Origin of the sequence: Vibrio sp. Vb1166, assembly GCF_033338695.1 — a bacterium.
In the GTDB taxonomy this organism is placed as follows: Bacteria; Pseudomonadota; Gammaproteobacteria; order Enterobacterales; family Vibrionaceae; genus Vibrio; species Vibrio alginolyticus.
In genome coordinates this window covers 298,772-312,284 of sequence record NZ_JAWOTE010000003.1, presented here as the reverse complement: position 1 = coordinate 312,284, position 13,513 = coordinate 298,772, and the positions used below count along the sequence as shown (strand labels likewise).

At 44.2% G+C, this 13,513-nt stretch carries 11 protein-coding genes; 8 read left to right on the top strand and 3 right to left on the bottom strand.

Annotation, left to right across the window (positions count from 1 at the left end):
• The first annotated feature begins 138 nt into the window (after positions 1 to 138).
• From R7E51_RS05810 to R7E51_RS05780, 7 genes are all read left to right on the top strand, one after another.
• Positions 139 to 507: a hypothetical protein gene (locus R7E51_RS05810; protein WP_206957847.1), complete on the top strand. Its 369-nt coding sequence runs from the start codon at positions 139 to 141 to the stop codon at positions 505 to 507.
• Between the two features lie 9 nt (positions 508 to 516).
• A complete protein-coding gene (locus R7E51_RS05805) occupies positions 517 to 1,866 on the top strand; it encodes an HlyD family type I secretion periplasmic adaptor subunit (protein ID WP_033906830.1) in 1,350 nt (449 codons plus the stop codon).
• A gap of 3 nt (positions 1,867 to 1,869) precedes the next feature.
• Positions 1,870 to 4,101: an ATP-binding response regulator gene (locus tag R7E51_RS05800; RefSeq protein ID WP_206957789.1), complete on the top strand. Its 2,232-nt coding sequence runs from the start codon at positions 1,870 to 1,872 to the stop codon at positions 4,099 to 4,101.
• On the top strand, positions 4,076 to 5,500 hold the full coding sequence (locus tag R7E51_RS05795) for a TolC family protein (RefSeq protein WP_171345460.1): 1,425 nt from the start codon (positions 4,076 to 4,078) through the stop codon (positions 5,498 to 5,500). Before R7E51_RS05800 ends, R7E51_RS05795 begins: the two co-directional genes overlap by 26 nt.
• A complete protein-coding gene (locus R7E51_RS05790) occupies positions 5,490 to 7,076 on the top strand; it encodes an ATP-binding cassette domain-containing protein (protein WP_206957791.1) in 1,587 nt (528 codons plus the stop codon). The genes R7E51_RS05795 and R7E51_RS05790 overlap by 11 nt, the downstream gene beginning before the upstream one ends.
• Positions 7,073 to 9,211 carry an ATP-binding cassette domain-containing protein gene (locus R7E51_RS05785; protein ID WP_206957793.1) on the top strand — a complete coding sequence of 713 codons (2,139 nt, stop codon included), beginning with the start codon at positions 7,073 to 7,075 and terminating at the stop codon, positions 9,209 to 9,211. Before R7E51_RS05790 ends, R7E51_RS05785 begins: the two co-directional genes overlap by 4 nt.
• 105 nt (positions 9,212 to 9,316) lie before the next feature.
• A complete protein-coding gene (locus R7E51_RS05780; RefSeq protein ID WP_206957794.1) occupies positions 9,317 to 9,691 on the top strand; it encodes a hypothetical protein in 375 nt (124 codons plus the stop codon).
• Positions 9,692 to 9,717: 26 nt separating this feature from the next.
• Here the strand turns inward: R7E51_RS05780 and R7E51_RS05775 are convergent, their stop codons facing one another.
• The 3 genes from R7E51_RS05775 to R7E51_RS05765 form a co-directional block, all read right to left on the bottom strand.
• Positions 9,718 to 10,608 (bottom strand): sigma-70 family RNA polymerase sigma factor, encoded by an 891-nt coding sequence (locus R7E51_RS05775; protein ID WP_017635872.1) that lies wholly within the window; start codon positions 10,606 to 10,608, stop codon positions 9,718 to 9,720.
• A 333-nt stretch (positions 10,609 to 10,941) separates the two neighbouring features.
• Positions 10,942 to 12,384, bottom strand: coding sequence for a transporter substrate-binding domain-containing diguanylate cyclase (locus R7E51_RS05770; protein WP_017821593.1), 1,443 nt, complete (start codon positions 12,382 to 12,384; stop codon positions 10,942 to 10,944).
• Between the two features lie 249 nt (positions 12,385 to 12,633).
• The gene (locus R7E51_RS05765; protein WP_017821594.1) at positions 12,634 to 12,921 is read right to left on the bottom strand and encodes an alternative ribosome-rescue factor A; all 288 of its coding nucleotides are present in this window, start codon (positions 12,919 to 12,921) and stop codon (positions 12,634 to 12,636) included.
• A 365-nt stretch (positions 12,922 to 13,286) separates the two neighbouring features.
• Between R7E51_RS05765 and R7E51_RS05760 the strand changes: the two genes are divergently transcribed.
• Entirely contained in the window at positions 13,287 to 13,496 is a 210-nt protein-coding gene (locus R7E51_RS05760; RefSeq protein ID WP_005375625.1) for a cold-shock protein, read from the top strand.
• The last annotated feature ends 17 nt before the right edge of the window (positions 13,497 to 13,513 follow it).

The following is a 13,513-nucleotide window of genomic DNA, read 5'->3' as shown; positions in this document are numbered from 1 at the left end:
GTAAAGGACACCATTTTTAGAAACCAACTTTTTTATACAACTTTTTTCATACCTTTCGAGTTCCATAAAAACAAAAAAATTTGAAAACCCAGTATAAAGATCCTTACTTGTTGTCATTAAAGCAATTAGTGCGGTGGGATAATGATAAATATGACAAGTCTGTTGCGCTCAGTCGACAACAGCCATAAGGGGCTGCAATTGCTATTAGGCGATTTTTACCAAGATTTCAGTGATGCAGGGATTGATATTGAGATGCTGCATAAACAAAACCGTTTTGAAGCACTCAGATGTTATTCAAAAAGGCTAAAGACCATTCTCGTCTTGTTATGTGATGACGACTTACCACCAAAATTGGCAAAGCTTGAACACTTAAACAAACACCATTTCCCTGCTCCTAATGAATTGATCGAGGACGTTAAAACCGAGCTTAACAACGTAAACAAACAAATTAGCCAGCTGTTAAAAATCGGAAATTCAATCGATAGCCGCACAGGTAGTGAATCGTAGGGGTGGCTCATGAGTAATAAGCAAATAGAACATCACCTCAAAAAGGCACTCGTTTCGAACAACGAAGCTTCGAAGGTAACAGCAGACGATACAATCGTGCTAGCCAGTGCAATGACCAGCGTACACAAAACCTTGCTGGTTATCTTTTTGCTTTCCATGGTGGCTATCGCCGTGGCATCTCAGGCTCGTATCGACATTGTGGTGTCGGTGCGCGGTGAGCTATTGCTCGAATCTGACATCGAAAAAGTGCAACACCTTGAAGGCGGTATTCTAGAAGAAATGCTAGTACGCAAAGGCGAAGTGGTTTATGAAGGTCAGCCTATTGCACGCCTTCGCTCTCTGGATAGAAACACTCAACTTGATACGGTAAACACAGAGATCATTCAGCTTGAGCTAGACAAGATTCGTTACGAAAGCCTGCGCGATATGGTGGAACCCGATTTTTCTGCCTACATCGAAAAGTACCCAGAATTAGTGCAAGTCAACATGAATACCTGGCAGCAAGAATTTTCTAAAAACCGTTCCAATGAAGAGTTGATCACTCACGATATCCAACATAAGAATTCGCTTATTGATTCAATGCTCAAGCGCCGTAAAAGCTCCGAGAACCAGCTCTCCTTGATACGCAAGCAGCTCAATATTAAGAACACTTTGTACAAAGAGGAAATGGCGTCTTACGTCGATGTTCTGAATATGCAGGTTCAAGAGTCAAACATGGTGCGTGAGATTGAAAACCTTGATGAGTCGGTCATGAATGAGCGCTTCCAACTCGACAAACTAGAGAAGCAGTACCGAGACTTGGTGGAGAATCGTAATGCCGAGTATCAAGCACAAATCATTCAAGCAAACAAGGACTTAAAGTTGAAACGTATATTACGTCCTCAACACTCAGATAAAGTGGATCGCCTCGTGGTTTACGCCCCTATTGACGGTGTAGTAGATAAAGTGCACTTCAACTTCCGCTCCGCTGTGATACCGCCAGGTGAAAGCATCGCGGACATTGCACCGATCAATAACGCCCTTCATGGCGAAGCGAAGATCCCGCGTAAAGACATGGGTTTTGTAGAAATCGGACAAGCGGTCAAAGTGAAGATGGATACCTACAACTTTGCCAAATACGGATTTTTGGAAGGTCGAATTGCATCGATCAGCCGTTCTTCTTATGAAGAAGAAGACGCTGAATTCTACCTCGCGGAAATCCAAATCAGTCAAAACTATCTAGAGCGCGGAGGCACACAATACAAGCTGTCCCCTTATATGGAGTTTACCGCAGACGTGAAAACAGGTTCACGCCGGGTTATCGAATACGCAGCGAAGCCGGTTATGTCGGCTATCGAAGACGCATTCGATGAGAGGTGATGGATGAGTAGCAAACCTTCTTACAATATTTCCGTTCCTGTTATGCGCCTAAGCATTGCTTTCAGCTTGATGCTGGCTGCCCTCGCCTTTTATTTGTATATCTCTTGGGACAAAGTGGATTCAGTCGAGAAAGTGCAAAACGCGCCTCTGTTGGTTCAAGCTCAACAGCTCAACCAAACTATCGAGTTTGATATTCAAACGCTTCAACGCTGTTTAACCGAACGTTATTGCAGTACAACAGAGCTTGATTTTGAGGTTCTGAAAGACGAAATTGACCAATTTAAGTCGCTCGCGTCACTCAACAAAACCGAGTTTAGCTTGGTGGGCGCGACCGAATACACGCAGCTTGAACTGGCAATCAATCGCTTCTCAGACAGCCAAAAAACACGCGACGATGTGTTGGCACTGTACCTCTCGCTCACCAATAACTACCTACAAATGGACGACAACTACCGGACCATATTTAACAACCATGCGAGCGACCTAATGATGGAGAAAAACGAGTTCTTCATTTGGTTGTTTGTGGTCGTTGTCGTACTGGTTGGTATCGCAGTGCTATCGAACTTGGTGGCAATCCTTAAACTGAAAAAATCCAGCTCGAATGAGCGTGACATTGACCAAGAATTCGATGAGCTTTATCAAGAGCTCAAACAACTGGATTTACAAAGGTTGGAAGAGTTGCTGAATGAAGTGAGCATCAATCCGAAGCAGCGTCAGATCTACTCTCACCTAAAACTGATTTTCAGCAAACTCGAAGAACAAAAACGCAATAACGATCTCTACAAGCAGCTCTATGCTCTGATTGGTTACGAGATTCGTGGCATCACCAACACCATTAACGGCGGCGTGCAATATCTCGTTCAAGAGACCGATGAGAGCGGAGTGTTGATGGCGCAAGATATAACCTCGGCTGCCAATACCCTGTCTGAATTGGCAGAGAACTACAACCGACTCATTTCACAAGGGACCGAGAGCAAATCGAAAGAGTTTTCACTGCTGAATGTACTGTCTGAATTGATGATTCACATCAGTTCAAAAGTGCAGCGAAATGAAGGTGAGCTAGACTGCTTTATCTCGGATAACCTACCAAACCGTGTTGAAGGACAATCCACCAGCTTATTCTGGGTGTTGTTCCTACAGCTATCAAATGCCATCCAACTCAAAGCCGACAAGAAACTGTTTGTCACCATTGAATCAGGTGCGGCGTCAGACATTGAAAATACCCGCCTGACCATCAATCTAAACTTCTTAACCACGCTGGATGTGCCGCTTGCCAAGCTCAATACCCTACACTGGAGCGACCATAAACAGCACACTGCAACCAAAGACGATTTGGCGAAAAGCGTGTTGAAAGATTATGGCTATTACGAGAGCCATTGGTATCAATCGGGCAATCAGGAACGTTTTCAAATTCAGCTCGATTTGAAAGCCAAAAGCTTCCACACCGAGAAAACTCGCTTCTACAATAAGCGCCTATTACTGTGTGCCAACTCTCAGCTGCGCATTGATGTGATGAACAAAATGTTAGTCAACTTGGGCTTAGAGATTACGCCAATTCGAACGCCGAACGAACTCTTCTCTGCGGCAAAAACCTTTGGCGAATACGATGCCATCATGCTGACCGACACGTTCGAGCCAAACAAGCTGCCCTCACTGAGCAAAACGGTGAAATCGCAACTGCGCAATCACCCGAACACCAAGTTGCTGCTCTCGGTCACTAGCACTCAGCAAGCGCAAGAGAGCCATACCTTTGTCGACAAGATTCTGAACTCCCCTGCGATTCCGTATGAGTTTATCCCCAATCTTTTAGCAATCATGGAAGCGGAAGCCTCAGAAGATCAGATGGAGAACAGCTCATTCCTGATTGTGGAAGATGACCGTGTTCAACAGATTCTACTCAAACGTATTTTGAGCAAGCAAGAATACGAAGCCGACACCGTTGGCGATGGCGCAGACGCTGTTCAGCACTTCATGAATCAGCGCTCGGACATCATTTTTATGGACTGCATCATGCCTGGCATGGGCGGTATTGAAGCAACCAAACGCATTCGACAATACGAACAAGAGAGCGGACAAAACCCTTGCACCATCATAGGCGCGACAGCATTGACCAGCACTAATGAACACCAAGCTTGTATCGAAGCTGGAATGGATTACGTGATCAGCAAACCTTATAAAAACGACGAAATCATCAAGGTGATCAACAAGTATGTGGCGGTACAGAAACTTAACTAGCTGCGTATTGGCAGCGCTTACATTGAGCAATGCTCCTTCGGCAATGGCGACCACCTTGCTTGAGGCGGTCAAACTCGGCTTGGAAAACAATTTATCTCTGCGCGCTAGTGACAAAGGCGTGGAAGAAAACGAATACAACATCGACATTAGCCGTTCTAAGTTTCTACCCTCTTTAAACGGTGCTGCTGATACCACATGGAATGAAAACGAGACCATATTAACGGGAACACCGGATACGCGTTCAAGCTACAACTCGAACAGCTACAGCGTGTCTTTATCCCAATCGGTGTTTAACCTTGGCGACATCTTCAAATTCGGCACCGCAAAGCTTGATTTCAACATTGAAGAAATCAAACACGAGAACAAAATCCAGAGCACCATTTCTGAAATCGCGACGCAATATTTCGAGTACCTGAAAAACAACGCGCAAATCAAAGCCACCAAAGTCGAGCTTAAATCGTCTGAAACACGTGAGCGCCAAATGCGTCGCAACGTGGAGCTTGGCAATACTGCGGCGAGCGAGTTGTATGAGGTGATTGCTCAGAAAGAAGGCATTGCCAATCGCTTAAGAACCTTAGAGAAAGACCGACGCGTAATTTTGAACGGTTTGGAAATTCAAGTTCAATATCCAGTCACCCCATCGCAGGATATCTACGAAAGCGTACCCTTGGCAGAAATCAGCGAATCCGAACAACGCGCAATTCTTGAACAAGCTTTGAAGCTCAATAACGACTTATTAGTCGCGAAGAAGACCGTAGAACGCAGCCGAAGAGGCTTGAAAGAAAGCGGTTCAAACTTTGTGCCGACCGTCTCGCTCTCTGCCAGTTACCGTTACGACGATGCGAACAACTATGACCGAACCGACCCCACCGCAACAGGGGACAGTAACTCCACCAGCGTCGGCTTGAACTTGAATGTGCCGATTTTCTCCGGTGGTTCGGATTACTACGGTTATCAAAAATCGTCGACTGCCATCGAGCGAACGGAGCTACTGTACCAAGATTCGTTGTTCACGACGCGCAATAGCGTTAACACCTCGGTACTCAACATTAATGACTTCTCCCGCGCTATTAGCAGTTACGAGAACATCATCCGTGCCAACTACGCTTCATACAAAGGCATTCAACGCGCTTACCAGCTTGGTACGCGAACCATTACCGACTTACTGGCAGCGGAAAGTAAACTGTTTAGCGCGCTACGTGATTACGAGAGCGCGCGTTATGACTACATCATTGAATCGATCAATCTTGAGCAAATCAAAGGCATGTTGTCGGTGCAATCCATCGAAAGCATCATGCAATTGATGAGCGATATCGAAGGCAGAAGCAATCAAGACTTAGTTCCAAAACACCTTCTCTCCAAACCATCGATTAAGAAAGGAGGTCGCAATGCAAACTGAGCATTTTTCCCAGAAGATAAACTTTGCTGACAAGTGTTACCTGACTTTCTCAACGGTCATCTCGACGCTGTTTGGTTTAGTACTGCCCTTTTCGATTCTGATTATCTTTGACCGAGTTTTACCTAACCAAGCCAAAGACACACTGTTTCTTCTGTTTGCCATTATCTTGATCACCATCTTCCTCGACTATCACTTAAAAAATCAGGAAGAGAAGATTTCGTCGGTGATCATGAAACAGTTCGAAACCAACCTAACCAACAAGGTGTTTCAATCCATCTGTTTGGCTGAGATCTCGAAATTTCGTCGCCTAGAACCCGGTGAATACCTAGAGCGTATTGCTACCATTCCAGAGATTAAATCCTTCTTTGGCGGAGAATCTGTACGGGCATTGATCAACCTTGCCGTCAGCATACTGACCATTTTGATTATCGGTCTGATCAACATCTGGGCAGGGGTGACCATCTTGCTCGCCTCCATCATTTTGGCGGTGTTCGCACTCAGTCTTTCCAAGCAAAAAATCAACAGCCTAGAAAACAAATCCGACATCGAGGGCTTAACCACCTCAAAAATCATCGAGATCATCTCTAGCCCACTCGATATCAAAGCGCGCAATATGGAATATCGCGTTGAGAGCTTGATGACACAAATGGTGGAAGAGCGTGAAGTCGAGAACATCAAATACGAGCAGATCGAATCAAACTTCAGCCTTATCTTGTCGCTCATACAACAGCTCTCCATCGCTTGTGTGGTGGTAGTTTTGGCAACTGCCGTTATCAACATGCAATCGAGCCAAGGCATCATGGCAGCCATCATCATGCTTACCAACCGCTACTTTGCCCCATACCAGCAAGTGATGCGCACGGTGAGCCGCTGGGAGTTGAACAAGCTTCATATTCAACGTATCGCCGAGCTGCTTGAGCTTGCTGCATCTATAGAACAACAAAACGACACGACGGAAGTCGAGCGCATCTCGGTGAAGTATTCGGAAAAACAACGCATTGAGTTTGAACGCGGTCAGGCTTACTTGCTGACGGGGAAAAGCGGCGCAGGTAAAACCCACCTCGCCAATTGCATTACGCGGCAAAACACCGACAGCAAGCTCGATATCCAAATCAACGAGACACCGCTCGATGACGTCAACTACAACGTCTGGCGTAATAGCGTGCTCATGGTCGACAAAACCAGTTCGTTCGTCGAAGGCACCATCATCGACAACTTGACTTGTTTCCGCCCGAGCTTAAATAACACGGCATTTGCGCTTTGCGAAACCATGAACATCAAGGCACAAATCGATGCCCTTCCCGCTGGTTTTTACACCGAGCTTAAAGGACATTTACGCAACCCATTCTCGCGCCAAGTCGCTTATGCCTTGTTGTTAGTGCGTGCCTTACTCGCGAACAAACGTGTGTTGATCTTCGACGACATCGACTGTGTTTATGATGACGACTTTGCTCGATTGGTTTTGACCAGCACCGCCTATCGCGCCAACGACAAAATCCTCATCATCGTCAGCAACAAGATGGACAAACTCAATCATCGCCTCAAACGCGTCAAACTTACCGGAGGTGACCAATGAGTATTTTGGTTGATTTTAATAATGTCCCTCAACGCTTGTTGGACTTTGAGGCTCGCAGTTATGATGAGCGATACAATCAGTCACCTTTGATTCGTGGTTTAGCTTACACCCTCATTGCGCTTGAATGGGAAGGCACGCCTTCTATCCTCAGTGACGCTTTTATCCCTAAACCAAAAGACAGCGACAGTTTTATAGCCACCATTGAACGCCTTGGTTACCGTTGTGACGTCACCAAATTAAAAACGTTGGAGCACATCGAGGGGCACCCTCATCCTTGTTTTATCGAGATAGAAAACCTCACTGCGATTTTCTTGGGCACCAAAGACGGCAAGCTGATCCTGTTTGATTACACCAATAACAACACCATTGAATACCCGCTCTGCAAGAAGGCGTGCTTGTTGGTGTCGATCAGCGAATACTCCCGCTTATTCCGAGAGCCGCCACCTGAATCTCAAGACCGCAGTAACTGGATTAAATACGCGTTTTATCGCTACAACAATGAACTCAAAAGCCTGATTATTCTCAGCTTCGTGGTCAGCATTCTCGGCGCACTCCAGCCCTTTTTTATTATGAGTGTGTACAACTTCGCCTTAACCTCTAGCTCGCAAGCCACGCTTTATTGGCTCACGTTATTTGCTGTGATTGTTGGGTTCTCGGAATACTTTTTCAAGAAAATGCGGGTCAACATCATCGCCACATCAGGAAAGGATTTGGCGGTGCATATTTCTCAAAACGTGATATCCAAACTGTTGTGGCTTCCGTATTCGATGACATCCACCGCAGGTGTCTCTTCTCAGTTAGCGCGTTTGAAAGACATCGACACGTTCCGCCGTTTGGTAACCGCAGAGTCAACATTAAGCTACTTCGACATGCCGTTTGTTATCGTATTCATTATTGCCATTGCTCTTATGTCTGGTACCGCAGCGCTAGTCGTTATGGCGGGGTTGATTCTAATGTTGGTGTTCTGTGTTTATTCTCGTTACATCTACTCGCAAGCCACGTCCAAGAGCTCTCGCGCCAACGCCATGGTTTCTTACCAATGGAATGAGATTCTTCGTGGTATAAAAACCATCCAAGGCTTGCCATTGTTGCGTGTTATTCAGTCCCGCTTTAGCGCATCGCATTTACAAAGCACCAACGATGCAGAACATGTTTCAGTGACTAATAGCAGGGTTCAGGCAGCAGGCGGGAGTTTGATTCAGGTTATTGGTACCGCAAGTATCGTCGCGGCCGTTATCGGCGTGATGGACGGCACCTCTGATGCAGGTGCAATGCTTGCTACCGTAATTTTAGTCTGGAAGGCGTTGGGGCCTATTATGGGCATCTACAACTCTATTTCTAAGTTCCAATCCATTAAGGCGTCTTCTGCGCAAATCAACAACCTTATGGCGATGAATGACGATAAGCTAACGTTAGAGAAAAGCCCCCCTATTCGCCTATTTCAAGGTAGTATCGTCGGCTCTGGTGTGAGCCATCGTTATAGTGGTGCGGCAACAGGCTTAACTAATCTTGGTTTTAAAATTCCACCGGGCGCAAAAGTTGTGATTTGTGGACCAACAGGTTGCGGTAAAACGACGCTCATTTCTATTATCGCTGGACTAGAGGAACGCTATCAAGGCTCAGTTTCGGTGGACGGTTATAACATCAAACAATTCAACAGTTACCGCTATCGAACCTCGATTAACTACATCCCGTTTAACCTGCATATTTTTGAAGGCTCCTTGGAGACTAACTTCATCTTGCATAATGGGTTAATCCCAACAGAAAAAATGCGTGAAATGGTGAGTTTCTTTGAGCTCGATACATGGTTGCCACAAGGCCTGGACACTCAATTGAGCGTTGATATCTGTAAAAGTTTACCAAATGGTATTCAACAAAGACTGCGGCTCGCATTAGGGCTAGGTAACTGCGAACAATCTTTGATTATCATTGACGAGCCATTTAATGGTGCTGAGCAAGAAAACTCGCACTACTTCAAGCGGTTATTCAGCGACAAACTACTCAATAAGACCGTTATTTTCTCAACGAATGATCCGGGCATGATCTCTACATCCAATATGAGCTTAGTCTTGGAGCCAGATGGCAACCTGAAGTATTTCGGGTTAACCGATAAGTACTTAAAAAGTCTAAGTTAAGTTCGGAATGTGGTGTGATTCATCATTCATACTTGAGCACGGTCATTGACAAAAATGTAAACGATGAGACTATTTACTCTGTAAGCGCGTACACTAAGGAATCCGATGTATACATTTGTTGCAGACAAATTGGATGTGGTTTATTTATCAACAATACCAGAAAACTACCATTTACAAGACTTCGACGTGCCTGAAGAAGAACTCGAAATTCGTGAAATTGTAGAGGTATGGTATGAATGTGCGTTTCTTCCTGACTTTAACCTTCAACACATCGACATCGAAAACAAAACCGCATTGGTCGAGACACAAGCGCAAGTCGTAAACAACTACACTAGTACGCTCGCTTTTTTACTCAAAAGTCGTGCTTATCGCGCAGCACTTAACCGATTATTGAGTGTATGGAGATTGGAGGCAGCAGCTAAAGCACAGCTTGAGCTGCTGTTACTTACGGAAGAACAGAGTAGCAAGCCAGTAAATTAATCGGCTAGGATAAGGGGCTAAAAATCTTAAACCCAACCATCGAATCGGAGACGTTTCTGCACGCGTTCAACCGCCTCTATCTGCATCTGACGAACACGCTCGTTAGACACGTTTAACAACAGGCCTATTTCCGACAAGGTTTTCACTCTCTGGTCAAATAATCCGAATCGATGGATCAAGACTTTCTGCAACTTAGTTGGCAAGGTTTTAATGATATTTTCAATAGCTTGAGTAAAGCACTGATTTTCACAGTCTTGTTGTGGATCTGGCGTATACTCACTTTCACACAGTTCAAGAACAAATGGAACGCGATGTAGGTCCGCAGTGGTCGATACATCAATAAAGCCACTAAGCGCAACAAGTTCATCTATACGCTCTGCTTTCACCCCTGAGCAGCGTGAGAGTTCAGAAATAGACAACTCCTTGCTCTCACTTTTTGACGCATCGAGCTTTTTTAAAGCCAGACTATTTATCTCTTTGCACACATGAGCAGGTAAACGTACCGTTCGGCCATTGTTCATTAATGCCGCTTCTATATTCTCGCGAATCCACCATACCGCATAAGTAGAAAAACGGTAGCCTGGCTCAGGATCGAACTTATCGACCGCTTTTATCAAACCAATATTACCTTCTTCTATTAAATCGAGCAGAGTAAAGTTATTGCCTGGCCGTTTGAGGTAGCCTTTTGCGATTTTCACAACAAGTCGAAGATTAGACTCAATCAACATTTCGCGCGCTTCTTCATCACCAGCTCGATTAAGTTTGGCGTAATGCAACTCCTCTTCACGAGACAACAAATCAATCCCCACAATATCTTTGAGATAGTGAGCATAAGGGTCTTTCCCAACTGACAACGATTCTTTCATTGACAGTTCATCCGTGACAGCTCGGAACCTAGCAAAGCATTCGTTGTTCATTCCCCGTCCTTCTCAAGCCAACTTATTTCTTATCTTCTTTAATTGTTTTTGTACAACACTGTATGCATCATGCTTTATATGCATTACTTTACACTGAGTGTAGACAGGGGTTCTGATCTTTACCAAGAAATCGCTTATCACTTTGAAACAATTACTGCTTCTATGATAAAAACGTGAGCAGGTTGGGGGTTATATATATGAAAGTGCAAGTATTTGTACGCAAATTGGCCTCAAAGAAAACAACGCAACGTGATCGTCAACGCTTACCACCTTACTCTGACTAAAACTTTGAGGCTTGAGGATGGTTTGAAGTATCAGTTGAATTAGCGAGATCTAATTCACTTGACGAAGCGCAGGTTGAAGCTGACAGTCTGTTATAACTTGGAAAACTGCACGATTCTTTCCTTCAGACTTACCTTGATACATCAACTCGTCAGCATCTTGCAAGCTCACGATGTGGGTAAACTCAGGATAGTAAGCACAGCCCAAACTGATACTCAAATGAATTGCTTGTCCGCCCAGTATAACAGGCTGATCGTAAACTGCTTTACAGAGCATATTGGCAAAATTGAGTGCTTCTCGCTCTGACAGAGAAGACGTAACGAGTGCGAACTCTTCTCCTCCAATTCTCGCCAATGTCATTCGGTCATCAGTCATCGACTTAGCGGCTTCTGCGATGGCAACTATTGCTCGGTCTCCAGCAAGGTGGCCATATCGATCATTGATTGATTTAAAATCATCAATATCAAACACCATCACCGTTAAGTTTCGCTTCAAATGATTCAGTAGCGCCAATTGCTCAATAAGGTGTCTACGGTTGTATAGCTTTGTGAGAGAATCCGTCAACGTCATCTCCAGCAATTGCTGATTGGCAATCGTTAATTGCCTTGTCCGAAGAGCAACCATACGTTTGAGGGCAAAAATATGATAAAGCGTTGCAATCGCCATAATGAAAATAGCAATAGGGAAAAGATAAAGTGGATAAACCGTTTTCACCACACTCCAACGGGTGAGGATCCGCTCACGATCCGTATCGATGACTTTTTCAAACGCTCTTGATACCTCTAAAATGGAAGTTGCACTGTGCATTCCTGCTGCAATCCGAAGATCTTTACTATATAAGCTAATTGTCGGGACAAACATACCCGCTCCCGGCGTGGTTGCCATATAAAAGTTAGCAACTTGCAGGTCTGCAACAAAGTACAGCACCTTTTTATCGACGGCGGCTTGTATCATCGAATCATTGTTAATGTATTCTGCGATAGGTGCATTCGGATAATTCGTCTGAACAAACTCAGACTCGTAACTTCCTTTAACAACGCCAATTGGCATCGTCATTTCGCCAGTTAAAACACTCCTGATATCAACCGAAAGTACATCTTTATTTACGTACAATTTGGTTTGGATAGGCATTATGACGGCGCCAAAGTCCATATACTTCGCTCTTTCGGGCGAGTAGACAAGTCCTCCGTGAAAGTCAGCCTTACCCTCTTTTACGGCTTGCAAAGAAGCATCCCAATCCAAAAGGAGAAACTGAACGTCAATTTGGTTGTTCGCCGCGTACTCTTTCCAAAAGTCGATTAAAATACCTTTAGGTTCACCATCTGGGCTAAGGTAAGAGAACGGCTTCCACGCTTTGGAGTTAGCAACAATTAAAGAATGAGACTCTGATTTGTGCGCATGCGCCATCGGACAAATGGACAGCCACAGTAGTAATAAAGAAGCACACGCTTTTTTACATTTGCAACCATAAGTACCATAACTCGTCGATGACATACCTACTTCTCACCAGTCTTTTTAAACCATAATCTCGGCTGTTTGATTAGACTAAAGATATAGTAGAGTTGCATAAGACAGGAAGTGACGCTTATTGATATGAATCTAACTTAGTAAGTTTTAGTACTTAATTGGTACTTTCAACGCCTGGTTCGCTGAAGCAGTTGAAGCAGTTGAAGCAGTTGAAGCAGTTGAAGCAGTTGAAGCAGTTGAAGCAGTTGAAGCAGTACATGATAAATTAGGAATAACTTATCTGGTACTAAAAAATTGAATATCATCAGTTTTGCAAACACCTAGTACCAATAAAAAAGCCCTATTCAAAATCCACCTTGGGGAGAACTTTGAATAGGGCTCTTTGCCTCTATGCTTCATTTTACGGCTGAAGCTACCTTTACCTTTTTTCGCTTTAACGACTCGTGTTTGGAACAGCTGACTGGTAACAACCGCTTTTAACGCGTTGTCTTTGATTTCACCTCTGCCGAAGTCGGTCTCATGTTGTGAGCCACTCGGTTGAGGACTGATTTTACGCTTTGCCATAAATCCTCCTTAATGGTCGAACCAGATTGGACAATAATTATATAAATAAGTCAAATTTATAGATTTAGTTGAATTTTATGCTAAAAAACTTCACATCACCGTCATTTATTTGAAATTTAATCAAAAACATGCTGGTTAAATAGTGACTAAATACAAATATTTGTCCATAAAGCACTAATATATGTTGACTCTTCGTGGAATTAACCTAGACTCAAACACGGCTAGAAAGAAAGTTCTTTGTTTTCACATTTCGTTGGATTACTTGTAACCCGTCGTCCTGTGGTACGCAATAGCAATTTATTTTTCCACGCTATAAGCGCCGTTGAGGCGAAAGATTACATTATTTAGATATTTAGGAAATAGACATGTCTAACACAGCTACTGGCACAGTTAAGTGGTTCAACGAAACTAAAGGCTTCGGTTTCATTCAACAAGAAAACGGTCCTGACGTATTTGCTCACTTCTCTGCAATCACTGGTGACGGCTTCCGTACTCTAGTTGAAGGCCAGAAAGTAGAATTTGTTATCTCTCAAGGCCAAAAAGGCCCTCAAGCAGAGCAAATCAAAGTACTTTAATTCTTAAAGAATTTGAT

What these genes read in the sequence shown, in the direction of transcription:
- R7E51_RS05785 (WP_206957793.1), top strand. Translation starts at nt 7,073, where the DNA reads ATGAGTATTTTGGTTGATTTTAATAATGTCCCTCAACGCTTGTTGGAC.
- R7E51_RS05790 (WP_206957791.1), top strand. Translation starts at nt 5,490, where the DNA reads ATGCAAACTGAGCATTTTTCCCAGAAGATAAACTTTGCTGACAAGTGT.
- R7E51_RS05780 (WP_206957794.1), top strand. Translation starts at nt 9,317, where the DNA reads ATGTATACATTTGTTGCAGACAAATTGGATGTGGTTTATTTATCAACA.
- R7E51_RS05795 (WP_171345460.1), top strand. Translation starts at nt 4,076, where the DNA reads ATGTGGCGGTACAGAAACTTAACTAGCTGCGTATTGGCAGCGCTTACA.
- R7E51_RS05765 (WP_017821594.1), bottom strand. Translation starts at nt 12,921, where the DNA reads ATGGCAAAGCGTAAAATCAGTCCTCAACCGAGTGGCTCACAACATGAG.
- R7E51_RS05760 (WP_005375625.1), top strand. Translation starts at nt 13,287, where the DNA reads ATGTCTAACACAGCTACTGGCACAGTTAAGTGGTTCAACGAAACTAAA.
- R7E51_RS05805 (WP_033906830.1), top strand. Translation starts at nt 517, where the DNA reads ATGAGTAATAAGCAAATAGAACATCACCTCAAAAAGGCACTCGTTTCG.
- R7E51_RS05770 (WP_017821593.1), bottom strand. Translation starts at nt 12,384, where the DNA reads ATGTCATCGACGAGTTATGGTACTTATGGTTGCAAATGTAAAAAAGCG.
- R7E51_RS05775 (WP_017635872.1), bottom strand. Translation starts at nt 10,608, where the DNA reads ATGAACAACGAATGCTTTGCTAGGTTCCGAGCTGTCACGGATGAACTG.
- R7E51_RS05800 (WP_206957789.1), top strand. Translation starts at nt 1,870, where the DNA reads ATGAGTAGCAAACCTTCTTACAATATTTCCGTTCCTGTTATGCGCCTA.